Raw genomic sequence first — 21,221 nt, 5'->3', positions numbered from 1 at the left:
TCTGCCCGCGAGGGCCTCACCGGCGCGGCCCATACTTGACGGTTGTGACCAGTGGGGTAGTCGTGCGGCGCGCCCGCACCAGCGACGTGCGCGCCATGAAGACGTTGATCGACGGGTACGCGGGCAAGGTCCTGCTGGCCAAACCCCTGGTCACGCTGTACGAGGCGGTCCAGGAGTTCTGGGTGGCCGAGGAGGACGGCGAGCTGCTCGGCGTCGGCGCCCTGCACGTGATGTGGGAGGACCTGGCCGAGATCCGCAGCGTGGCGGTGTCCCCGCTGGCGCTCGGCCGGGGTGTGGGTCACCGGATCGTGGCGCAGCTCATCGCGACGGCCAAGGAGCTGCAGCTCACGCGCATCTTCGTGCTGACGTTCGAGACCAAGTTCTTCGCCAAGCACGGGTTCGTGGAGATCGAGGGCACGCCGGTGAGCCCCGAGGTCTACGAGGAGATCATGCGGTCGGTGGACGAGGGTGTCGCCGAGTTCCTCGACCTGAGCTACGTGAAGCCGAACACGCTCGGCAACAGCCGGATGCTCCTGGAGTTGTAACTATTCGAGTGATCACTCGAATAGTCTTGACTCACATAACGCTGGCGCGCCAGGATCGGTGACGTGCCCGAATCGCTCACCGTCGACGAGCTCGCCGCCCGGATCGGCCTGCCCAGCAGCACCATTCGCATGTACCAGACGAAGGGTGTGCTGCACGCGCCGAGACGGCAGGGGCGCGTGGCGTACTACGACGCCTCGCACGTCGAGCGGCTGACGTTGGTGCAGCGGTTGCAGCAGCGGGGGTTCTCGCTGCCCGCGATCGCCGAGCTGATCGCGGCACGGGAGAAGGGCGAGTCGGTCGCCGCGGTGCTCGGCATGGGCGAGGCCGAGGGACCCGACGACTGGGTTCGGATCAAGGTGCGCGACATCCGGCACCTCGTTCCGATGGGAGACGTCCAACCGCGACTCCTCCTCCGGGCTATGCGGTTGGGCTTGGTGCGGTGGAAGTACGGCTGGCCGCACGCGCGTCGCTGGGCACTCGAGGCGGGCGGCAGGCTCGCCGGTCTGCGGGTGCCCAGCGATGACGTCATGGACAGCTTCACGCGCCTGCGCACGGCGACCGACGCGGTGGCGGCGGACTTCGTGCGGTTGTTCGAGCGGCAGTTCTGGCCGGAGCTCGCGCGCAAGGCCGGTGACGAGAACCAGCTGGAGAACGTGCGGGCGTTGCTGGTCGAGCTCACCTACACGGCGGAGACCGCGGTGGTGGGGACGCTGCGGGAGTCGATCCGGGACGCCGCCGAGGAGTTCGCGTCGCGGCACGGGCTGCTGCCCAGCGACGACTACCAGCCGGCGTGGGCGGAGCAGCCGCTGCCGCCGATCGCCGAGAACCTCATGGACCCGGCGGGCGACCTGCCGAGCGAGCAGGAGATCGAGAACTTCCTGAGGCGGGGGGACGAGGATGAGCCTGGTCGCTGACCCCGCCTGGCAGGCCCAGGTCCGGGACGAAGGCCTCGTCGTGTACGCGGGTGCGGACCTCGCGTACCTCATCCCGGACCTGCCCGGGGCGGTGGCCGTGGCGCTGGCGGGACTGTTCGAGCCGGTGCCGGGGGGAGTGGCCCGGACGGTCGACGAGAGCCGGTTGGGGGAACCGGCTCGCCCGTACCTGGCCCAGCTGAGGACCCTGGGCGCTCTCCGCCCGGCCGGGTTGCCGGTTGACGGCGTGGACGGGCCGGTGGGGGTCGGCACGCGCGTCGTCGGACGGGCACCCGCCGGGCTGGCGGAGCGGTTGCCGAGCCACGAGAACCCGGACCTCCTGCTCGTCGTGCGGACGACCGGCACGTTGCTCGATCTCGTCGAGGTGGCGCGTGAGACGAAGGTCCCGCACCTCCTGCTGGACCTCGCGTACCACCACACCGCCGCCATCGGACCGTTCGTGGTGCCCGGTGCCGGCGCGTGCCTGGCGTGCCTCGCCGTGCGGGCGGGACGGCGGTGGGGGGATCCGCCCCCTCCCCCGCACCCGGCGGCGCTGCGGCACGAGTTCCCGATTTCGCTTGCGGAGCAGGCGATCCGGAACATCCGCAACGGCTCGTTGGCGCTGCTCGACACGGTCGTCACCGTGAACCTGGACGAGTTCACGACCACGCGTGAGAGCGTGCTGCCCGCGGCCGGCTGCGAGGTCTGCCCGACGGTGGAGCCCGGGCGCGTGACACTTCCTTGGGGGGACCATGAACGCGACGGCAGTCCGGTTACCTGACCAGTTCTCACCCGGTGCGGCCGCCGCGAGCGCCGCGACGCCCACCTGTTGCTGTTGTTGTTGCTGCTGCGCGTTTTCCTCGGTCGGCGCGGCCGTGCACATCCCCGCCGCCCTGCACCGGGACACCCGGGACCTCGAACGCCCTCGCGGCGCCCTCGTCCTCCCCGCCGCGATCTTCCCGTTGCTCGTCATCGTGCTGCCGTTCGCCACGGCGGGCGCGATCTTCGACCTGCACCGGGGCTGGTGGCTCGTCGGTGCCGGGGTGGCGCTCGCGTGGGCGGTCGCGTCGGGGTTCGTCGCCCGGTCGCCGAAGCCGTGGAGGAGCCTGCTCAGGCTGCTCGGCTGGTCGTCGCTCTGGTGCGTCGAGCCGTTCGTGGTGCTGATGGTGCTCGGGCCCGTCGCGCAGGTGGGTGATGCGGGCGCCTGGATCGGCGGCACGCTCTACCTCGGCGGGGCGCTGGCCTTCGGGTACTGGCTCTTCCGGCACTACCGGGTGCAGCGGTGAGGACCGTCGCGGAGGCGCTGGCCGAGCGCGCGGTCGGCTGGCGGCAGGGCGTGGTGGCGCAGCTGCACCCGGTGCCGCACAGCCTGTCCGATGTGGACGTCGGCGGCTGGGCCGCCGTGCCCGAGCCGTTCGCCACCGGTGGCACCTCGGGCGGTGCGGACGAGGTGGCCGCGATCGCCGAGGCACTGGAACGGCACGCCGCCGCCCGTGCACCGCTGGAGATCGCCACCACCGGCGAGTGCTGGCCGTTGGAACACTTCAGCCTGCACACGGTCGAACAGCGCGTGTCCCCGAACTACCGCTATCGCAAGGGATACGTCGACACCCCGTACACGCGCGCCTGGACGTTGCCCGCCAACGAACCGATCCGCGTGCCCGCCGGTCTCGTGGGCCTCGACGCCTCGTACGGCCTGCCCACGACCTCCTCGGGCCTGGCGGCCGGCCCGTCGACGACCAACGCGCTGCTGCGAGCCGTCCAGGAACTGGTCGAGCGCGACGCCTTCACCACCACCTGGCTGCACTCCCTCGCACCGCAACGGTTCGCGGCCGACCTCCCGCACGGCGTCCAGGCCTTCGACCTCACCCCCGCCTACAGCCCGCACCCGGTGGTCGCGGTGGCGGGCTCCCTCCCCGTCGCGGGCAAGCCTCGCCCCACGCTCGGTCTGGCCTGCCGCGCCACGGTCGCGGAAGCGCTCCGCAAGGCTTACGAGGAATGGGTGCAGGGCACCGTGTTCGTCGAGGTGTGGCTGGCGCGCCACGGCGACGAGCCCGTCGAGGCCACCGACTTCGACCGGCACGCCGCCTACTACGCCACCCACCCGGCTGAGTGGGACGCGCTGCCGTGGTTGCGGGGCTTCGAGGCGGACCCGCCACCCGACGCCGAAGCCCGCGGCACCGCGGCGGAACTCGCCGAGCTGGCGCACGCCCTGGACCACGCGGGGATCCGGCTCGCCTACCGCGAGCTGACCACGCCGGAGCTCTCGGCCGTGGGGCTGCACTGCGTCCGCGTCCTGTCCCCCGACCTGGCACCGCTGCACGCCGACCACCGCTGGCCCCACCTGGGCGGCAGGGCCCGCGAGCTGGCCTGGCGCTACCCGCACGCCTCACCGGGCGCGTTCCCCAATCCCGCACCGCATCCGCTGGGGTGAAGCCATGTTCGACGACTTCTGGGCAGCCAGCCGCTACTCGGTCCTGCACCGGCGCCGCCTCGGCGAACGACTGCGCGACTTCCGCCCCCGGCCACCGCTGGTGGACCCGCTGGAGATCCCGAGCGCCCCCGTCGCGCTCCCGCGCCCCGGCGGCCGGCTGCAGAAGCTGTTCCGGGCCCGCCGAAGCACCCGCGAGTTCGCCGGCGAACCGTTGGGCGACAAGCAGCTCGGCGCCGTGCTGGGAGCCTTGTCCGACAACAGCTACCCGTCCGCGGGCGGCCTGAACCCGTTGCGCTGCTACGCCTTCCACAACGGCCGGGCAGTGCGCTACGACCTCCGCCGCCACGCCCTGCAGGACATCGGCGAGGCCCCGCCCGACCTGGCCGAGATCCTGGGAACCCCGTCGGCACCACCGCTGGCGATCGTCCTCGTGCTGGCGGACGGGGAGTCCTTCGAGAAGTACGGCGAACGCGCCGGGCGCTTCGGCCTGGTCGAAGCCGGCGCCGCGGCCCAGAACATCTGCCTCCGCCTGGCCGAACTGGGCCTCGGCGGCCACCTGCTCGGCGGCGTGGCGGACCACGAGGTGCTGCACGCCCTGGGCCTGCCCCGCGAGCTCCGCGTGGCCACCGCGATCGCCTGCGGGCGTCCGATCACCTGACGTTCACCGGATCGTGTCTACCTACGACGGACGATCACCCGCTACAACTGGCGAGACATGCTCACAACCGGAGGAGCTCGCCATGTCGACGAAGACGCTGCGCTCGGCGTTCGTGGGTGCCACCGCATCCCTGGCCCTCATCTTCACGGGCTCCCCGGCGCTGGCCGCGGACATCGTCGCGGTGACCGACGACTACCTCTACGCGAAGTCCCTGAGCCAGTTCACGGCGCTGCGCGCCCAGCAGCCCCACGCGGACCAGCTCGACTGGTCCTCCGACGGCTGCTCGTACTCGCCGGACAACCCCTTCGGCTTCAAGTTCCTGCCGACCTGCCACCGCCACGACTTCGGCTACCGCAACTACAAGCGGCAGGCCCGGTTCAGCGAGGCGAACCGGCTGCGCATCGACGACAACTTCAAGTCCGACATGTACGCCCAGTGCGGCTCGAACTGGGCGTGCAAGCGCACCGCCGACCTGTACTACAAGGCGGTGCGCCAGTTCGGCGGCACCGGCAGCTCGACGGCCGAGAGCATCGAGCAGGCCGGCCTGGGATAGCTCACTCGCCGTCGGCGGGACCGCCTCCGCGCATCAGGTAGATCACGTTCTCGAGCTCGTCCGGCTTGATCAGCACCTCGCGTGCCTTCGAGCCCTCGGACGGCCCGACGACGCCCCTGGTCTCCAGCAGGTCCATGAGGCGCCCCGCCTTGGCGAACCCGACGCGGAGCTTGCGCTGCAGCATCGACGTCGACCCGAACTGCGACGTCACGATCAGCTCGGTCGCCTGCACGAGCAGCCCCAGGTCGTCGCCGATGTCGGCGTCGATCTCCTTCTTCTCCCCGGCCTTGGCCGCGGTGACCCCGTCGGTGTACTCGGGCTGGGCCTGGTTCTTCGTGAAGTCGACGATCTGCGAGATCTCCTCGTCGCCGACGAACGCGCCCTGGATCCGGACGGGCTTCCCGGCGCCCATCGGCAGGTACAGCCCGTCACCCATGCCGATCAGCTTCTCGGCACCGGGCTGGTCGAGGATGACCCGCGAGTCCGTCAGCGACGACGTGGCGAACGCCAGCCGCGACGGCACGTTCGTCTTGATCAGACCGGTGACCACGTCGACGGACGGGCGCTGCGTGGCGAGCACCAGGTGGATGCCGGCGGCACGGGCCTTCTGCGTGATGCGGACGATCGCGTCCTCGACGTCGCGCGGCGCCGTCATCATCAGGTCGGCGAGCTCGTCGACGATCGCCATGATGTACGGGTACGGCCGGTAGACGCGCTCGGAGCCGGGCGGCGCCGCGATCTCACCGGACTTCACCTTGCGGTTGAAGTCGTCGATGTGGCGCACCCGGTTGACCTGCATGTCCTGGTAGCGCTGTTCCATCTCCTCCACGAGCCACGCCAGCGCGGCCGCCGCCTTCTTCGGCTGCGTGATGATCGGCGTGATCAGGTGCGGGATGCCCTCGTACGGCGTCAGCTCGACCATCTTCGGGTCGATGAGGATCATCCGGACCTCGTCGGGCGTGGCGCGCGCGAGGAGCGAGACCAGCATCGAGTTGACGAACGACGACTTGCCCGAGCCCGTGGAGCCCGCGACCAGCAGGTGCGGCATCTTCGTCAGGTTCGCGGTGACCATGTGGCCCTCGATGTCCTTGCCGAGGCCGATCACCATCGGGTGCGTGTCCTTCAACGTCGACGGCGCGCGCAGCACGTCGCCGAGGCGCACCATCTCGCGGTCGCTGTTCGGCACCTCGATGCCGACCGCGGACTTGCCGGGGATCGGCGCGAGCAGCCGGACGTTGTCGGTGGCGACCGCGTACGCGATGTTCTTCGTCAGCGCGGTGATCTTCTCGACCTTCACACCGGGGCCGAGCTCGACCTCGTAGCGCGTGACTGTCGGGCCGCGGGTGAAACCGGTGACCTGGGCGTCGATCGAGAACTGGTCCAGCACGCCGGTGATGGCCTCGATCATCTGGTCGTTGGCCTTGCTGCGGGCCTTCGGCGCGTCGCCGTCCTTGAGAATCGTGGGCGGCGGCAGCTGGTAGTCGCCCTCGACCGCGCGCACGGCCATCTCCGGGGCCGGTGCCGCGGCCGGGGCCTTCTTCGCCGCGGGGGCGGGCTTCGGGGCGGGCTCCGCGGGCTCGTCCAGCGGGAGCTCGGCCTGCGGCTCCTCCACCGGGGTCTCGGCGGCCTGGCGGCGGCGCGACGGGCGGCGCAGGCGAACCGGCTTGGGCTCCTCCTCCGGCTCTTGCTCGAAGTCGAACGGCTCGGCCGTGCGCTCGCGGTGCACCAGGGCGCGAAGTCGTTGCGGCACCTCGCGAACCGGCCAGTGCAGCACGCAGAGCAGGCCGAAGACGAAGATCATGACGAGCAGCGGGCCCGCGACCCACGGGGTGAGGCCCTGGGCGAGGAAGCCGCCGGCGAGGTACCCCAGCGCGCCACCGGCGTCGCGGCGGGCCATCGGGTCCATCGGCAGGCCGCCGATGAGGTGGAACATGCCGAGCACGCCGATGCTGATCAACGAGCCGCCGACGACGAGCCGGAACCGCTCCTCCGGCTTGGCGTCGGTGGACATCAGCACCACGCCGATGCCGAGCAGCACGACCGGGACGAACACCGCGGGGAACCCGACGGAGCTGCGCACGGCGACGTCGACCCACCGGCCGACCGGTCCGCCCGCCTGCCACCAGACCCCCGCGCCCGTGATGAACGCGAGCGCGATCAAGAACAGACCGAGGCCGTCACGCCGGTGTTCCGGTTCGAGTCCCTTGGTGCCGGTGATCCCCCGGACCACGGTGCCGACGCCACGTCCCAAAGCCCCCCACACGGCGCTGAAGGCACCGCCGCCACTCCTGCGCGCCACGGGCTTTTTGGACGCGGTGGATCGTGCCCGCGGCTTGGCTGGTGCTTTGCCGCGTGACGTGGTCTTTCTCGAAGTCCCTGTACGCCCGGCCATGTCTACAAGGTAGTCCCTCGCATCCCACCAGCCCCATTTGCAACCGGGACGCGTGCGAAATCCCCATGGTTCCCCGGATCCGCCACGGTGTCCGCACGACACGCCGTACGCTGCGCGGCGTGTCCACACCGCTCCTCTGGCGCGTGCTCATGGCTGTCGACCGGGGTCTCATCGCGCTGACCGGCAAGCTCGAGGTATCGGGCGACATCCCGCCGGAGCTCGTCGGCAAACCGTTGCTGCTGGCGTCCAACCACATCGGCAACCTCGACCCCATGGTGCTCGTCGCCGCGTGCCGCAAGATGGGCGTCAACCCGCGGTTCATGCTCGCGGGCGGGTTGCTCGACGCGCCGGTCATGGGCCCCGTCCTCAAGGCGTGCGGCCACCTGCGCGTCGACCGCCGGTCCGCGAACGTGGGCGAGGCGATGCACCGGGCCGTCGAGGCGTTGCGGAAGGGCGGTGATCCGATCGCCGTCTACCCCGAGGGCAAGATCACGCTGGATCCCGGCATGTGGCCGGAGCGCGGCAAGACCGGCGTCGCCCGCATGGCGCTCGGCGGCGGCATCCCGGTGGTCCCGATCAGCCAGTGGGGCGCGCACGAGGCGGTCTACTGGGGCAACCTCAGCGTCGGCAGCTGGAGGGACGTCCTGCCGTACGTGACGTCGTGGCTGCGCGCGGTTCGCAGGCGACCGACGTTCAAGGTCCACTTCGGCAAGCCCGTCGAGCTGTCGGACCTCAGTGCCGACACGGTGGGCGACGCCCGCCGCGCCCACGAGCGGATCATGGCCGCGATCACCGAGGGCTTGGTGCCGTTGCGCCTCGACGAGCCGGACCTGCCGAGGTTCCACGACCCGACGCGCCCGACGACCGGCTCCTCCCCCTGGCGGCCCGCGTGATCGCGTAGGCGATCACCGTCACCAGCATGAACAACGGCCTCGGTCCGCCCGTGCGGAGGCTGACCGCGACGTCGGCCAGCGCAGCGGCCAGCGCGACGACGAACACCGCCGTGCTCGCCGTGGGCAGCTTGACCTTCGGGTCCGCCCACGACGTGCGGCCCCACGGTTTCGCCACGCTCAGCCAGGCCTGGAACGCGATCGCGCTGATCATGAGCGAGGTGCCCACCGGCATCCACGCCGTGACGTGGCCGTGTGCGGCCGCCTCCAGGTTGCCGCTGAGGATGAAGATGCCGACGTAGAGCTGCACGACGGTGATGACGAACTTGGCCAGCACCCACCAGTGCCGGAAGTAGCCCCACGGCGTCGTGGCGCTGAGCATCATGCCGGTGAAGGCGCTGATGTTCGCCATGACGGCGAGCACCCGGTGGTCGAGGAAGCGCGCCATCTCGAACGCGCTGACATCACCGGTTTCCATGCCGTACAGCAACAACGCCAGCAACGCGACGGCCTGGCTCATCCAGCCGACGGACGTGACGACGTGCAACCACACCAGCAACGTTCGCGCGCGCTTCTGCATGACATGTAGCTTGCCTACATATCAGGCGACGCGCATCGGGGATCTCCCTTAGGAGAGCTCGTGCAGCCGTGCCCGCACTTCCGGCGTGAGCGGGTGGTCGTAGTCCTCGTAGATCGTCAGCGCCTCCAGCAGGTGGGTGCGCGCCAGCTCAGGCTGCGCGGCGCTCGCCTCGCCCACCCCGTGCAACGCCTCCGCGAGGCTCTTGCGGTCGCCGAGCACGCGCAGGAAGCCCACCGCCTCGCGGAACGAGTCGCGCGCCTCGACCCGCTGCCCCAGCTTCAGAAGCGCCCAGCCGATGCTAACCAGCGCCATCGCCTTGCCGTGCACGGCACCGTGCGAGTCCATCACGTCGAACGCCCTGCTCGCCGACGCCAGCGACTCCTCGTACCGCCCGGCCAGCCGCAGGATGTCGCTCAGGAACAGCCTCGTGCCGCCCTCGCCGAACCACGAGCCAGCCTCAGCGTGCCGGTCCAGCGCCTCGCCGAACCGCTCGACGGCCAGGTCGAACCGGCGCAGGCCGCCGTAGGCCATGCCCAGGCCCGTCAGGCTCCACGCCGCACCGACCCGGTCGCCGATCTCGCGGCGGATCGCCAGCGCGCGGTCGAACAGCTCCAGGGCGTCGGCGAAGCGCTGGCCGCGGAACGCCGCGAGCCCCAGGCCGTGCACCGCCCAGGCGCGCGCTGCCTGGTTGCCGTCACGAGCGGCGGCGCGTTCCGCGACGCGGTACGTGCGGGTCCACTCGTCCAGAGCGCTCGACACGATGAAGTAGTTCCACAGCGCGAGCGGCATCTGCCACGCCGCGGGCGAGTGCTCCTCCTCGGCGAGCCGCGTCACCGCGAGCAGGTTCGCGGACTCCGCGCGGCACCAGCGGAACGCCTCGTCGTGCGTGGTGAAGTCCTGTGTGGACAGCGGCGGCAGCAGGAACGCCGGGTGGTCCGGCGGCGCGATGACGGTGCCCGCGGCGTTCGCGGTGCCGGAGTACCACCGCAGCAGGCGTTCCACGGCCTCGCCGCGGCCGGCCGCCGGCTCCTCGGTGGCGCTGAGCTCCGTGGCGTACAGGCGGAGCAGGTCGTGCAGCCGGAACCGGTCGCGCGCGACCTCCTCGAGCATGTGCCCGCCCGCCAGCACGTCGAGCAACGCCCGCGCCCGCGGCACCGGCACACCCGCCAGCGCGGCGACGGCGTTCAGGCTGACCTCGGCACCGGGGTGCAGGCCGATCAGCCGGAACGCCCTCGCCGCGTCGGGTCTCAGCGCCAGGTACGACCACGAGAAGGCGACGCGCACCGCCGTGTCCTCGTCGTCGCCCGTCGCCAGCACGTTCAACCGGTCGCGCTCGTCGGCGAGGTCGCTCGCCAGGTCCGCCAGCGTGAGGTGCGGCCGCGTGACGACCCGTTCGGCCGCGATCCGCACCGCGAGCGGCAGGTGCCCGCAGAGTTCGACGAGCTTCGCGGCGGCCTCCGGCTCGGCCTCCACTCGGTCCGCGCCCACCGCCGAGGTCAGCAGCGCCAGGCCTTCATCGCGCGTGAGGGTCGACAACGTCACCGAGTGCGCACCGTCGCGCGCGACGAGCCCGCCGAGGTGGTTGCGGCTCGTCACGAGCACCATCGACGTCGACCGTCCCGGCAGCAGCGGGCGGACCTGCTCGGCCAGCCGCGCGTTGTCGAGCAGCACCAGGACCCGTTTGCCCGCCAGGACGCTGCGGTAGAGCGCGGACCTCGCGGGCAGGTCGTCCGGGATGCGTTCGGCCGGCACGCCGAGGCTCTGCAGCAGCTGGTGCAACGCCGCCGAGGGCTGCACCGGCGGTGACGACGCGTCGAACCCGCGCAGGTCGACGTGCAGCTGCCCGTCCGGGAAGCGGGCCGCCACCTGGTGCGCGAACCTGACCGCGAGCGCCGTCTTGCCGACGCCACCGGTGCCGGTGATCGCGACGAGCACCGGCGAGTGGTCGCGCGGAACGACTTCGGCGAGCTTCGCCAGCTCCTTCTCCCGGCCCGTGAAGTCGCGGACCTCGTGCGGCAGCTGCACGGGCACGAGCACGGGCGCCGCCGGTTCGGGCTCCGGGTCGTGACGGCCGACGAGCAACTGCTCGTGGAGCCGGCGCAGCTCCGGACCGGGCTCGATGCCGAGCTCCTCGATCAGCACCCGGCGCAGGTCCGCGTAGGCGGCGAGCGCCTCCGCCTGCCGGCCGCAGCGGTACAGCGCCGACATCAGCAGGCCGTGCAGCCTCTCCCGCAACGGATGCGCGCTCACCAGCGTCGTGAGCTCCGCCGCCACCTCGGTCTCACGCCCGACCGACAGCATCAACGCCGCACGCTGCTCCACGGCCGTGAGCCGCATCTCGGCCAGGCGCGCGCGTTCCACCGCGGCGAACGGCCCCGGCACGCCTTCGAGAGCGATGCCACGCCACAGTCCCAACGCCGCGTCGAACTGCGCGAGAGCCTCTGCGGGCTTCTCACGCAGACGCGCGGCCTCGTCCAGATGGGCGCGGAACACCGCGGCGTCCGAACTGCCGGATGGGAGCCTCAGCAAATATCCAGCGTCCGTGGAGAGCAGCACGGAACTCGGCGCGCGCGAAGCCCTGCCGGGTTCGAACAGCCTGCGCAGTCCCGCGACGTAGGTGTGGATGCCGTTGTCGGCGCTGGCCGGCGGCTCGTCACCCCAGACCGCGTCGATCAGTTCGCTGCGCGACACGACGTGGTTCGCCCGCAACGCGAGCACGGCCAGCACAGCCCTCTGCCGCGGCGGACCGAGCGCGAGCGCCTCGCCGCCCACCGTGGCCGCGAGCGCGCCCAGCAAGCTGACGCGCAACTCGTTCTGCAACTTCCGTCTCACTTCGTCGCTGTCCGCAGTCACCCGGCAACCTACCGTCAGGATCCGTCCAGAAGCCATCCAGAAGCCGTGCAGAGAGGTTCTCCACACTTCACAAGAGGTGGATTGGGCCGAAATGAGGGGCGGGGCATGAACGCGGCCGAGGTCTTCGACACGCTCGGGCTGGAGTACCAACGCGCTTGGTCGCACCAGCCGGCACTGCACGGCACTCTCGCCTGGTTCGCCGCGACGCAGCCCTCGGGCTCGCGGGTGCTCGACATCGGTTGCGGCACAGGCGTTCCCGTGGCGCGCAACCTCGCCAAGGCCGGCATGAGGGTCACCGGCCTCGACGTCTCGCCGGTCATGGTCGACCTCGCGTCCTCCCAGGTCCCCGACGCCACGTTCCACAAGATCGACATCCGCGACTTCGAGTCGCCGCCCGGTTCGTGGGACGTCATCTGCGCGGTCTTCTCGCTGCTGCAGATGACCCAGGCCGAGATCGTCCGGACCCTCGGCCGGGTCTCCGCGTGGCTGCGGCCGGGCGGCCACTTCTTCCTCGCCACGGTGCCGATCGACGTCGAACAGGTCACCCTGCCCTGGATGGGCCAGGAGATCCAGGTGTCGTCGTTCTCCGAGGAGAACTTCGAGAAGCACCTCGGCGAGGTCGGCCTGCGGGTCGTGCGCCGCAGCCGCCCGGTGTTCACGCCGTCGTTCCCCGGCGCCACGCCCGAGGAGTCGCTGCACCTGGTGTGCCAGCGCCCCTGAGCACTCGGGGCGCGGCGGGCTAGTGCTGCTCGGCCAGCGCGCGCCCGATGAAGTGCGCCGACAGCAACGCGAAGATGTACGCCTGCAGCACCTGCACCAGCGCCTCCAGGAAGAACAGCGCGATCGCCAGCGCGAACCCCAGCGCCGACACCGGCTTCAGGTAGATCGGCGCTTGCAGCAGCATGAACTCGCTGCCGAGCGTGAACACCAGGATCAGCAGGTGCCCCGCGAACATCGCCGCGAACACCCGGATCGCGAGGTTGACCGGGTCGAAGAAGAACTTGAGGATCACCTCGGTCGGGATCAGCAGGCCCCACAGCACCGGCTTCGGCACGTCCGGGATGACGAACTGGTTGCGCAGGTAGCCCTTCAGGCCGAACTTGCGGATGCCCACGTAGTGGTAGAGCGGGAAGACCACCAGCAGCGCCACGGCGAACGGGAAGCCGCTGTGCGTGAACGTCGGGAACTGCACGAGCGGGATGAGCCCGTAGAGGTTGTTCACGAGCACGAAGCAGAAGATGCTGACGATCAACGGCACGTACGGCGCGAATTCCTTGGCGCCGATCTGCTCACGCGCGATCGTGTTGCGGCCGAAGTCGTAGACCGATTCGGCGGCGAACTGCCAGCGCGACGGGACGAGCTTCAGGTTCCTGGTGGTGACCAGGAAGAACGTCAGGATGATCACGACCGACAGGACCAGCAGGACCTGCGGTTTGGTCACCGGGACGTCGAACGGCAGACCGAACGGGCCGTGCCAGGTGAAGATCGGTGGAAGGAGAATGTCGTCTTTGCCCGGTGGGCTGAAAACGTCGGCCATTGGGCGAACCCCCTCGTCCATGGTCTGGGATCAAACCTTATCGGACGAGGGGGACGCAGATCACAGCAGGGTCACGGAAAACCCGCTATTCCACTCGAATTGTCAGACCGGAATGACGGTCGGGACGATCATCGGACGGCGGCGGTAGGTCTCCGCGACCCAACGCCCGACAACGCGCCGCACGGCCTGTGCGACCCGGTGCGTGTCCGTGATGCCCTCGGCCTCCGTGCGCGCGAGTTCCATCTCCACGAGCGGCACGACGGCCTCCAGCGCCTTGGGGTCGTCGGAGAAGCCGCGGCCGGAGATCGTCGGTGACGTCACGGCGCGGCCGGAAGCCGTGTCGATGGCGACCGAGATCGAGATGAAGCCGCCCTCGCCCAGGACCAGGCGGTCGGACAGCGTCGACTCGCCGACGTCGCCCACGGACAGGCCGTCGACGTACACGTGGCCGACGACGACTCGGCCGGACACCGCCGCCTTGCCGTCGATGAGGTCCACGACGACACCGTCCTCGGCGATCACGACGTGGTCCTCGGCGACACCGGTGGCCACGGCCAGAGCGGCGTTCGCGCGCAGGTGACGCCATTCGCCGTGCACCGGCATCACGTTCGACGGCCGCACGGCGTTGTAGAGGAACAGCAGCTCGCCGGCCGGGGAGTGGCCGGAGACGTGGACCTTGGCGTTGCCCTGGTGCACGACGGTCGCGCCGAGCTTGGCGAGGCCGTTGACGACGTTGAAGACCGCGTTCTCGTTGCCCGGGATGAGCGACGACGCGAGGATCACCGTGTCGCCCTCGCGGATCGAGATCTGGCGGTGCTCGCCGCGGGCCATGCGCGACAGCGCGGACAGCGGCTCGCCCTGCGATCCGGTCGAGACGAAGAGGACCTCGTCCTCCTGCATCCGCATGGCCTCGTCGAGGTCGACGAACAGGCCGTCCGGCACGTTCAGGAAGCCCAGGTCCGACGCGATGCCCATGTTGCGGACCATCGAACGGCCGACGAAGGCGACCTTGCGCTTGTACTGCACGGCCACGTCGAGCACCTGCTGCACGCGGTGCACGTGAGAGGCGAAGCAGGCCACGATGACCCGCTGGTCCGCCTTGCGGATCACGTTCTCGAGCACCGGGCCGATCTCGCGCTCGGGCACCACGAAGCCGGGCACCTCGGCGTTGGTCGAGTCGACCAGGAAGAGGTCCACGCCCTCGTCGCCCAGGCGGGAGAAGCCCGCGAGGTCGGTCAGGCGGCCGTCGAGCGGCAGCTGGTCCAGCTTGATGTCACCGGTGTGCAGCACCAGGCCGGCGGGCGTGCGGATGGCGACGGCCAGCGCGTCCGGGATCGAGTGGTTGACCGCGAAGAACTCGAGCTCGAACGGGCCGAACGAGCGGCGCTCGCTCTCGCGGACCTCGACGAGCCGCGGGTTCTGGCGGTGTTCGCGGCACTTGGCGGCGAGCAGCGCCAGCGTGAAGCGGGAGCCCACGACCGGCAGGTCGGGGCGCAGCTTCAGCAGGAACGGGACCGCGCCGATGTGGTCCTCGTGGCCGTGCGTCAGGACGATGGCATCGATGTCGTCGAGCCGGTCCTCGATGGCGCGGAAGTCGGGCAGGATCAGGTCGACGCCCGGCTGGTCGTCTTCGGGGAAGAGAACGCCGCAGTCGACCACGAGCAGCCTTCCGGCGTGCTCGAAGACGGTCATGTTGCGGCCGACCTCGCCAATTCCGCCGAGTGCGACGACGCGGAGGCCGCCTTCCGGCAGTGGGGGCGGCAGTTCGGTCGATTGGGTCACGCGTTGACTCCCAGTTCGGCCGCGATGGCCTCGATGTCCTCGGCGGCGGCCGGCACCAGCGGCAGACGTGGTTCGCCCACGTCCAGTCCGCGCAGGCGCAGCGCCGCCTTCGTGTACGTCACGCCGGGTACCCGGCGGAAGGGCCGCAGCAGCGACAGCAGCGACTCGTGGATCTCCTTCGCGCGCACGACGTCACCCGACTCGTAGGCGTCGGCCATGTCGCGGAGGCGGTCCGCCGCGAGGTGGCCGATGACGCTCACGAACCCGACGGCGCCAACGGACAGCCACGGCAGGTTCAGCGGGTCGTCACCCGAGTAGTAGGCGAGGTCGGTGCTCGCGATCACCCTGCTGCCCGCGTGCAGGTCGCCCTTGGCGTCCTTCACGGCCAGGATCCGCGGGTGTTCCGCCAGGCGCAGGAGGGTGTCGACCTCGATCGGCACGACCGCGCGCGGCGGGATGTCGTAGAGCATCACCGGCACCTCGGAGGCGTCGGCGACGGCGGTGAAGTGCGCCAGCAGGCCTTCCTGCGGCGGACGCGAGTAGTACGGCGTCACGACCAGCACACCGTGCGCGCCGGCCTTCGAGGCCTGCTGCGCCAGGTGGACGCTGTGGGCCGTGTCGTAGGTGCCGGCGCCGGCGACCACGGTGGCGCGGTCGCCCACGGCCTCGACGACGGCGGTGAGCAGCGCGGCCTTCTCGCGGTCGGTCGTCGTCGGGCTCTCCCCGGTCGTGCCGTTCACGACCAGGCCGTCGTTGCCCGAGTCCACCAGGTGTTTCGCCAGTTCCTGCGCCTTGGGGAGATCGACCTCGCCGCGGGGGTCGAACGGGGTGACCATGGCGGTGAGAACGCGGCCGAACGGGCGGTCCGGCCCTGCGTAGGGGCTTCCTGGCATGCGCAGAAACTACCCGAGTTCACACGCTTCGGTTCAACGACCGCACACGTTGCACCGAGTCGGGGTCACCGCTGTATTCCACACGGACCTGGTCGCGCCCGAACGCGAGCATCACCAGCTCGGGCACCTCACCCGTGATCACCACGCCGTTCGCGCCCTGCTTGGCGACGACGTGCTCGCCGTCGGGGCGCACCAGGGTGACCCCGACCGGCGACGACTTGTACGTCATGCGCGCGGTGAGCGGCAGCACCTTCCACAGCGTCGCCTCGCGCCGCGCGTCGTACGGCCGTGGCTCCCAGCCGGCCTGAGCGCGCCGCACGTCCTCGTGGTGCACGAAGTACTCGGCGGTGTTCATCAGGTCGTCGATCGGCTTGATCCAGAACGGCGGTGTGCGCACCAGGTCCAGGAGCTCGCTCCACGCCTTGTGCGTGTAGTCCTCCTGGACCTTCCCGGTCCACTTGGCGAAGACCGGCACCACGATGCCGGGTGCGGTGTCGGGGCGCCTCTCGCGGATCGCGAGGTGTGCGGCCAGGTCCAAGGTCCGCCAGGGATCGCACAGCGTGGGCGCGTCCGGGCCGAGCTCGGTCATCAGGTCGACGAGTGCCTTGCGTTCATCGCGGGCGAGACTCACCCGACCATTCCACCACAGCGTTGGATCAGGGCTCGTTCGGCTTGTAACAGCCCTGGAACCCCGCCGGCTTGGCCGAGCTGTCCGCGAGCAGCTTGACGACCTGGTCGCGGTTCAGGTTCTCCGGGTAGCCGGGCCATTCCGGTTCCTGCCCGTTCACGTGCAGCTCGTCGAGCCAGTAGCCGGACTGGCCGGAGATCTTGGCCATCTCCAGGTCGCAGCCCTTCACCCGCACCACCACCTCGATGGTCTTCTCCGAGGACTTGACGGTGCGCTTGCCGATCTTCTTGGACTTCTTCTCCTTCTCCGTGCTGGGCTCGCCGGGGTTGCTGAACCCGGCGGCCTTGAGCTCGGAGACGAACTTGTCCTCGTTGTTCCCGCAGGCCGTCAACGCGGCCACGCAGCCGAGGACGAGCAGGGCGGGAGCGATCCTTCTCTTCACGTTCAGTTGTCCTTCTTCGCGCTGATGCTTCCGTCGAGCTTGCTGCCGTCCTTGTTGCCGGCCACGCACCAGATCTTGCGGTCGGCGCTGCCGCTCTTGTCCTTGGTCCACGCCTTCTCGCCGGGAACCAGGGTGGTGACCTTGAGCTTCGAGCCGTCCTTGATCCACTCCGAGTTCAGCGTCATCTCGCAGCGCGCCACGCCGAGGCTCTTCAGCGCGTCGACGCCCGGATACGCCGCGTCCGGCAGGTTCGTCTGCAGCGGCAGGGTGTCGATCACGTCGAACACCTCGAAGTCGTGCGGCTTGTCGCACTCCTCGCGGGTGTCGGAGTTGAGCAGCTTGGTCGGCGCGACGTCGCCGAGACCGCACGTGTTCTCGTACAGGCCGAACACCGGGACCTCGGCGCCCTCGCCGTAGGTGAGCGCCTGGCTGCCGCTGCTGCCTCCGGGCGCGGTGAACGCCCTGTGCGTGAAGATGCCGCCGGTGAACGCCGCCACGGCGATCACGGCGGCGCCGACCAGCGCGAGGACGCGGTTGCGCTTCTTCTTCGCGGGGTCGGCCGCGGGCTGCTGGTACTGCTGCGTCGCCTGGGGCGGGATCCCGGTGGGCGGCGTCGGCTGGTTGCCGATGCTGGAGAGCATCGCGCGGGCCTGCGGGCCGGACAGGCGGGCGTTCGGGTCGGCGATCAGCAGACCGGTGATCACGGCGCCGAGCACGCCCGTCGCGCGGGTGAGGCGCGGGGTCTCGCTCATGATCGCGTGCAGCGTCGAGGCCGTGGAGGAGCGCTCGAACGGGCTCCAGCCCTCGACGGCGTAGCAGAGGGTCGCGCCCAGCGCCCACAGGTCGGACGCGGGACCGGCCTCGTGGCCGTGGATGCGCTCCGGCGACATGTAGGCGGGCGAGCCGATGAGGCTGCCGCTGGTCGTGAGGCGCGGGTCGTCGACGGCCTGCGCGATGCCGAAGTCGGTCAGCTTGACCTTGCCGTCCGGGCGGACCATCAGGTTGCCCGGCTTCACGTCCCGGTGCACGATCCCGGCCGCGTGCGCGGTCTCCAGCGCGGACAACGCCTGCAGCGCGATCGAGACGACCTGGTTCGGCGGCATCGGGCCGTGGGCGCTGATCAACGTCGACAGCGTCGCCGCCTCGACCAGCTCCATGACGATGTAGGTCGTGCCGTTCTCGTTGATCGCGTCGTAGACCGTCACGATGGACGGGTCGTTGAGCTTGCCGGCGGTGCGCGCCTCACGCAGAGCGCGCTCTTCGAGCACACGGCGTTCTTCGTGCGCGATGCCGTCCGGCAGGTGCAGTTCCTTGATGGCGACGAAGCGCCCGATGTGACGGTCCTGGGCCCTCCACACGATGCCCATGCCACCGCGGCCGAGCTCCGCCACCAGGGCGTACCTGCCCGCGATGACGCGTGGTTCGACTGCCTGTCCGTGCAACGTGCGCTCCTACAACCTCGGAACCGGGGGCGTTGACGGTACTTGAGACCCGCCAACCGGAGGATCGGTTCCTAGACTTCCGGCGCTACAACCAGTTCGTGACCCGCGGCACGCAACGCCTTCACGGCACGGCCGAGGTCGGCCTGCTTCACGAGCAGGTGGTCGGTGTCGTAAGTGGACAGCGCGAACAGCGAGACGCCCGCCGCCGCCAGTTCACCCGCGAGGGCGGCCATGATGCCGGTGAGCGTGAACTCGAGCGGCCCCCGCACGGTGAGCAGCCGCCAGCCCCTCTCCGCCACGTCGCCGCCCGGCGCGGACGACGCGGGCGAGATGATCGACAGCTCGGCCGGGGTCCTGGTCACGGACACCAGCACGTCGGTGAGGTCGAGCAGCCCGGTGGGGACGGGTGCGTCCGGTGCCAGGCGCGTGACCGCGTATTCGCCGGGCCGGACGTCCACGATGAGCCGCTTCATGGACGTCAGCCTTCAACCACGAGTGGGCTGGAGGCAACTTCGGTGCCGTCCGGGAGTGTCGAGACGACGAAGTCCGCGAACGCGTTGGGAGCGGCCTTCACCAGTTCGCGCAGGCAGGCGATGGCGAGCTCACGCAGCTCGACGTTGATGTGCTCGGTCGCGCGCATCGCGATGAAGTGCCGCCACGAGCGGTAGTTGCCCGTCACGACGATCTCGGTGCCGGTGGCGTTGGGCAGCACGGACCGTGCGATCTGCCGCGCGCGCCGGCCGTTGACGGTCTTCTCCAGGCTCTGCACCAGGTCCTCGTACGCCTTCAAGCTCGCCTCGGTGGCGGCGACGAAGCGGGCGTGCAGCTCCGGGTCCTCGGCGATCAGCGAGGGTTCGACGACGTCGGTCGGGTCGGTGCGCTGGGACAGCTGCGAGTACGAGAAGTGCCGGTGCCGGATCAGCTCGTGGGTGAGCGACCGCGGCAGCTCGGTCAGGTAGAGCGAGGCGCTGCCGTGCTCGAACGCGGCGAGGTGGCCGACGTCGAGCAGGTGGTGCAGGAACGTCGCGTTGGTGTTCGTCATGGGGTTCGAGCGGTCCCACGACTGGTAGCAGGCCCGGCCGGCGAACTCGACGAGCGCCGCGCCGCCGTCCGCGTCGGTCGTCCACGGCACGTCGTCCGGCGGGATGAACTCGGTCCTCGCCACCAAGCGCACTCTCGGCATGGGCCGACATTAGTCCTGACACCACGTGTTGGTTGCACGATGTCGCAAGTGACGTCATAGTGGTGTCATGGATCTGTCGCCGTACATCGCGTCACTGCGCGAGGACCTGGCGACGGCCGCATCTGCGGGGGACGAGAACACCCGTCGAACGGCCGCCGCGTTGTCCGCAGCGCTCGAGCCAGCCGCGCGACTGGCAATCATGAACGCACTGTCCGACCTGGCAGCGGAGGTCACCGCCTCCCTGGACGGCCAGGTCGTGGACGTCCGGCTGGCCGGGCGGGACGTGCAGGTGGTCGTCACCGGATCGGCCGAGCCGGAACCGGAGCCCGCCCCGCGCCAGGAGGCACCGGGCTTCGGCGCCGGTGACGCCACGGGTGACATCAGCCGCATCACCCTGCGGATGATCAACGAGCTCAAGTCGAAGGCCGAGGCCGCCGCCGCGGCCCAGGGCGTGTCGCTGAACTCGTTCATCCAGCAGGCCGTCGGGGGTGCCGTGCACGGCAAGCACAAGCACCAGCACAAGGGGTGGAGCGGGAACGCGGGCTCGGGCTCGCGGGTCCGCGGATGGGTGCAGGGGTGAGCGGGATGACCGAACAGGACCAGAACGGCGTGGTGCGCCGGCAGAGCTTCGAGCCCGCGGGCACCGCCGAGATCGACATCTCGCTGCTCAGCGGCCGCGTGCAGGTGCAGCTGGTCGACGCGCCCGGAGTGCACGTCGAGGTACGGCACGACCCCGGCGCCGGCAACACGTGGACCGAGGGGCTGGCCGGCGTGCTGAGCTGGGTCAGCGGCCAGTTCGGCCCCGACAAGACCGCCGCGCCGGCCGGGCCCGAGGACGCCGTGCGCGACGCCCGCGTCGAACTGCTGGGCAACCGCTTGCGCATCGAGTCCTCGAAGGCTCTGCCGTTGCGCGCCGTGCCGCTCTCGGTGGTGGTGACGGCGCCCGTCGGTTCGCACGTGTCTTCACGGACCGGTGCGGCGGACGTGACCGTGACCGGGGGTGCGGGCCGTCTGGACCTGAACACCGGCACCGGCAACGTGTCCGCGGACCGGGCGACCGGCGAGACCAAGGTGAACTCGGGCGCCGGCACCGTGCGCCTCGGCACGATGCTCTCGTCGCTGAAGGCGAAGACGGGCAGCGGTGACGTGGAGGTGTCGTCGGTCGGGGGCACCACCACGCTGGTCACCGGCACCGGCGACGTCTGGCTGGGCGCGGTGCAGGGCGACGTCCAGGTGCGCACCGGCAGCGGCGACCTCACCGTCGCCGACGCCGCCTCGGGCGAGATCCACCTCGGCACCGGGTCGGGCCACATCCGCGTCGGCATCCGCCAGGGGGCGCTCGCGCGCGTCGACCTCGTGTCCACGTCCGGCACCGCCCGCAGCGACCTCGACGTCTCGGCGGAACCGCTGGGCGACGCCGTGCTGTCGGTCACGGGCCGCACGGGCAGCGGCAACGCGCTGGTGACCGCCGCATCGAGCTGACAGGGGGGTCGGGAG

The 21,221-nt window shown here is 70.6% G+C and carries 22 protein-coding genes; 11 read left to right on the top strand and 11 right to left on the bottom strand.

Annotation, left to right across the window (positions count from 1 at the left end; genetic code table 11):
- Positions 1 to 44: 44 nt before the first annotated feature.
- The 7 genes from L6E10_RS10890 (at position 45) to L6E10_RS10860 (ending at position 5,102) form a co-directional block, all read left to right on the top strand.
- Positions 45 to 545: an amino-acid N-acetyltransferase gene (locus L6E10_RS10890; RefSeq protein ID WP_308102770.1), complete on the top strand. Its 501-nt coding sequence runs from the start codon at positions 45 to 47 to the stop codon at positions 543 to 545.
- Positions 546 to 608: 63 nt separating this feature from the next.
- Complete coding sequence (locus tag L6E10_RS10885; protein ID WP_236219331.1) at positions 609 to 1,460, top strand: MerR family transcriptional regulator; 852 nt, start codon at positions 609 to 611, stop codon at positions 1,458 to 1,460.
- Positions 1,444 to 2,238 (top strand): hypothetical protein, encoded by a 795-nt coding sequence (locus tag L6E10_RS10880; protein WP_236219330.1) that lies wholly within the window; start codon positions 1,444 to 1,446, stop codon positions 2,236 to 2,238. Before L6E10_RS10885 ends, L6E10_RS10880 begins: the two co-directional genes overlap by 17 nt.
- A gap of 94 nt (positions 2,239 to 2,332) precedes the next feature.
- Positions 2,333 to 2,743 carry a hypothetical protein gene (locus tag L6E10_RS10875; protein WP_236219328.1) on the top strand — a complete coding sequence of 137 codons (411 nt, stop codon included), beginning with the start codon at positions 2,333 to 2,335 and terminating at the stop codon, positions 2,741 to 2,743.
- Positions 2,740 to 3,891 carry a YcaO-like family protein gene (locus L6E10_RS10870; RefSeq protein WP_236219326.1) on the top strand — a complete coding sequence of 384 codons (1,152 nt, stop codon included), beginning with the start codon at positions 2,740 to 2,742 and terminating at the stop codon, positions 3,889 to 3,891. Before L6E10_RS10875 ends, L6E10_RS10870 begins: the two co-directional genes overlap by 4 nt.
- 4 nt (positions 3,892 to 3,895) lie before the next feature.
- The gene (locus tag L6E10_RS10865; RefSeq protein WP_236219324.1) at positions 3,896 to 4,549 is read left to right on the top strand and encodes a nitroreductase family protein; all 654 of its coding nucleotides are present in this window, start codon (positions 3,896 to 3,898) and stop codon (positions 4,547 to 4,549) included.
- Positions 4,550 to 4,631: 82 nt separating this feature from the next.
- A complete protein-coding gene (locus tag L6E10_RS10860; protein WP_236219322.1) occupies positions 4,632 to 5,102 on the top strand; it encodes a phospholipase in 471 nt (156 codons plus the stop codon).
- A 1-nt stretch (position 5,103) separates the two neighbouring features.
- On the opposite strand, the gene L6E10_RS10855 is transcribed toward L6E10_RS10860, so the two are convergent.
- A complete protein-coding gene (locus L6E10_RS10855; RefSeq protein WP_236219320.1) occupies positions 5,104 to 7,494 on the bottom strand; it encodes a DNA translocase FtsK in 2,391 nt (796 codons plus the stop codon).
- Positions 7,495 to 7,613: 119 nt separating this feature from the next.
- On the opposite strand from L6E10_RS10855, the gene L6E10_RS10850 reads away from it, so the two are divergent.
- Positions 7,614 to 8,387, top strand: a complete 774-nt coding sequence (locus tag L6E10_RS10850) for a 1-acyl-sn-glycerol-3-phosphate acyltransferase (protein ID WP_236219318.1) — start codon at positions 7,614 to 7,616, stop codon at positions 8,385 to 8,387.
- On the opposite strand, the gene L6E10_RS10845 is transcribed toward L6E10_RS10850, so the two are convergent.
- Both L6E10_RS10845 and L6E10_RS10840 read right to left on the bottom strand, forming a co-directional pair.
- Positions 8,284 to 8,964 carry a hypothetical protein gene (locus L6E10_RS10845; protein ID WP_236219316.1) on the bottom strand — a complete coding sequence of 227 codons (681 nt, stop codon included), beginning with the start codon at positions 8,962 to 8,964 and terminating at the stop codon, positions 8,284 to 8,286. The two genes, L6E10_RS10850 and L6E10_RS10845, sit on opposite strands and share 104 nt — an antisense overlap.
- Before the next feature lie 48 nt (positions 8,965 to 9,012).
- Complete coding sequence (locus L6E10_RS10840) at positions 9,013 to 11,796, bottom strand: BTAD domain-containing putative transcriptional regulator (protein WP_236219315.1); 2,784 nt, start codon at positions 11,794 to 11,796, stop codon at positions 9,013 to 9,015.
- Positions 11,797 to 11,922: 126 nt separating this feature from the next.
- Between L6E10_RS10840 and L6E10_RS10835 the strand changes: the two genes are divergently transcribed.
- Positions 11,923 to 12,537, top strand: coding sequence for a class I SAM-dependent methyltransferase (locus L6E10_RS10835; protein WP_236219313.1), 615 nt, complete (start codon positions 11,923 to 11,925; stop codon positions 12,535 to 12,537).
- Between the two features lie 19 nt (positions 12,538 to 12,556).
- Here the strand turns inward: L6E10_RS10835 and atpB are convergent, their stop codons facing one another.
- From atpB to thyX, 8 genes are all read right to left on the bottom strand, one after another.
- Positions 12,557 to 13,354, bottom strand: a complete 798-nt coding sequence (atpB, locus tag L6E10_RS10830; protein WP_236219311.1) for a F0F1 ATP synthase subunit A — start codon at positions 13,352 to 13,354, stop codon at positions 12,557 to 12,559.
- Between the two features lie 102 nt (positions 13,355 to 13,456).
- Positions 13,457 to 15,136, bottom strand: a complete 1,680-nt coding sequence (locus tag L6E10_RS10825; protein WP_374236318.1) for a ribonuclease J — start codon at positions 15,134 to 15,136, stop codon at positions 13,457 to 13,459.
- Positions 15,133 to 16,029 carry a 4-hydroxy-tetrahydrodipicolinate synthase gene (gene dapA, locus L6E10_RS10820; protein WP_236219310.1) on the bottom strand — a complete coding sequence of 299 codons (897 nt, stop codon included), beginning with the start codon at positions 16,027 to 16,029 and terminating at the stop codon, positions 15,133 to 15,135. The genes L6E10_RS10825 and dapA overlap by 4 nt, the downstream gene beginning before the upstream one ends.
- 19 nt (positions 16,030 to 16,048) lie before the next feature.
- Entirely contained in the window at positions 16,049 to 16,660 is a 612-nt protein-coding gene (locus tag L6E10_RS10815; RefSeq protein WP_236219308.1) for a TIGR03085 family metal-binding protein, read from the bottom strand.
- A 25-nt stretch (positions 16,661 to 16,685) separates the two neighbouring features.
- Positions 16,686 to 17,099 carry a hypothetical protein gene (locus L6E10_RS10810; protein WP_236219306.1) on the bottom strand — a complete coding sequence of 138 codons (414 nt, stop codon included), beginning with the start codon at positions 17,097 to 17,099 and terminating at the stop codon, positions 16,686 to 16,688.
- 2 nt (positions 17,100 to 17,101) lie between these two features.
- Positions 17,102 to 18,541: a serine/threonine-protein kinase gene (locus L6E10_RS10805; protein ID WP_236219304.1), complete on the bottom strand. Its 1,440-nt coding sequence runs from the start codon at positions 18,539 to 18,541 to the stop codon at positions 17,102 to 17,104.
- 71 nt (positions 18,542 to 18,612) lie between these two features.
- On the bottom strand, positions 18,613 to 19,014 hold the full coding sequence (locus L6E10_RS10800) for an ACT domain-containing protein (protein ID WP_236219302.1): 402 nt from the start codon (positions 19,012 to 19,014) through the stop codon (positions 18,613 to 18,615).
- Between the two features lie 5 nt (positions 19,015 to 19,019).
- Positions 19,020 to 19,724: an FAD-dependent thymidylate synthase gene (thyX, locus tag L6E10_RS10795; protein ID WP_236219300.1), complete on the bottom strand. Its 705-nt coding sequence runs from the start codon at positions 19,722 to 19,724 to the stop codon at positions 19,020 to 19,022.
- A gap of 67 nt (positions 19,725 to 19,791) precedes the next feature.
- Here thyX and L6E10_RS10790 point away from each other — a divergent pair, with 67 nt between their 5' ends.
- Positions 19,792 to 20,304 carry a toxin-antitoxin system HicB family antitoxin gene (locus L6E10_RS10790; RefSeq protein ID WP_090095564.1) on the top strand — a complete coding sequence of 171 codons (513 nt, stop codon included), beginning with the start codon at positions 19,792 to 19,794 and terminating at the stop codon, positions 20,302 to 20,304.
- A gap of 5 nt (positions 20,305 to 20,309) precedes the next feature.
- Positions 20,310 to 21,206, top strand: a complete 897-nt coding sequence (locus tag L6E10_RS10785) for a DUF4097 family beta strand repeat-containing protein (RefSeq protein ID WP_236219298.1) — start codon at positions 20,310 to 20,312, stop codon at positions 21,204 to 21,206.
- Positions 21,207 to 21,221: the final 15 nt, after the last annotated feature.

This window comes from Lentzea sp. CC55 (assembly GCF_021056325.1).
Classification (GTDB): domain Bacteria; phylum Actinomycetota; class Actinomycetes; order Mycobacteriales; family Pseudonocardiaceae; genus Lentzea; species Lentzea jiangxiensis.
This window is presented reverse-complemented; position numbering and strand designations above follow the sequence as displayed.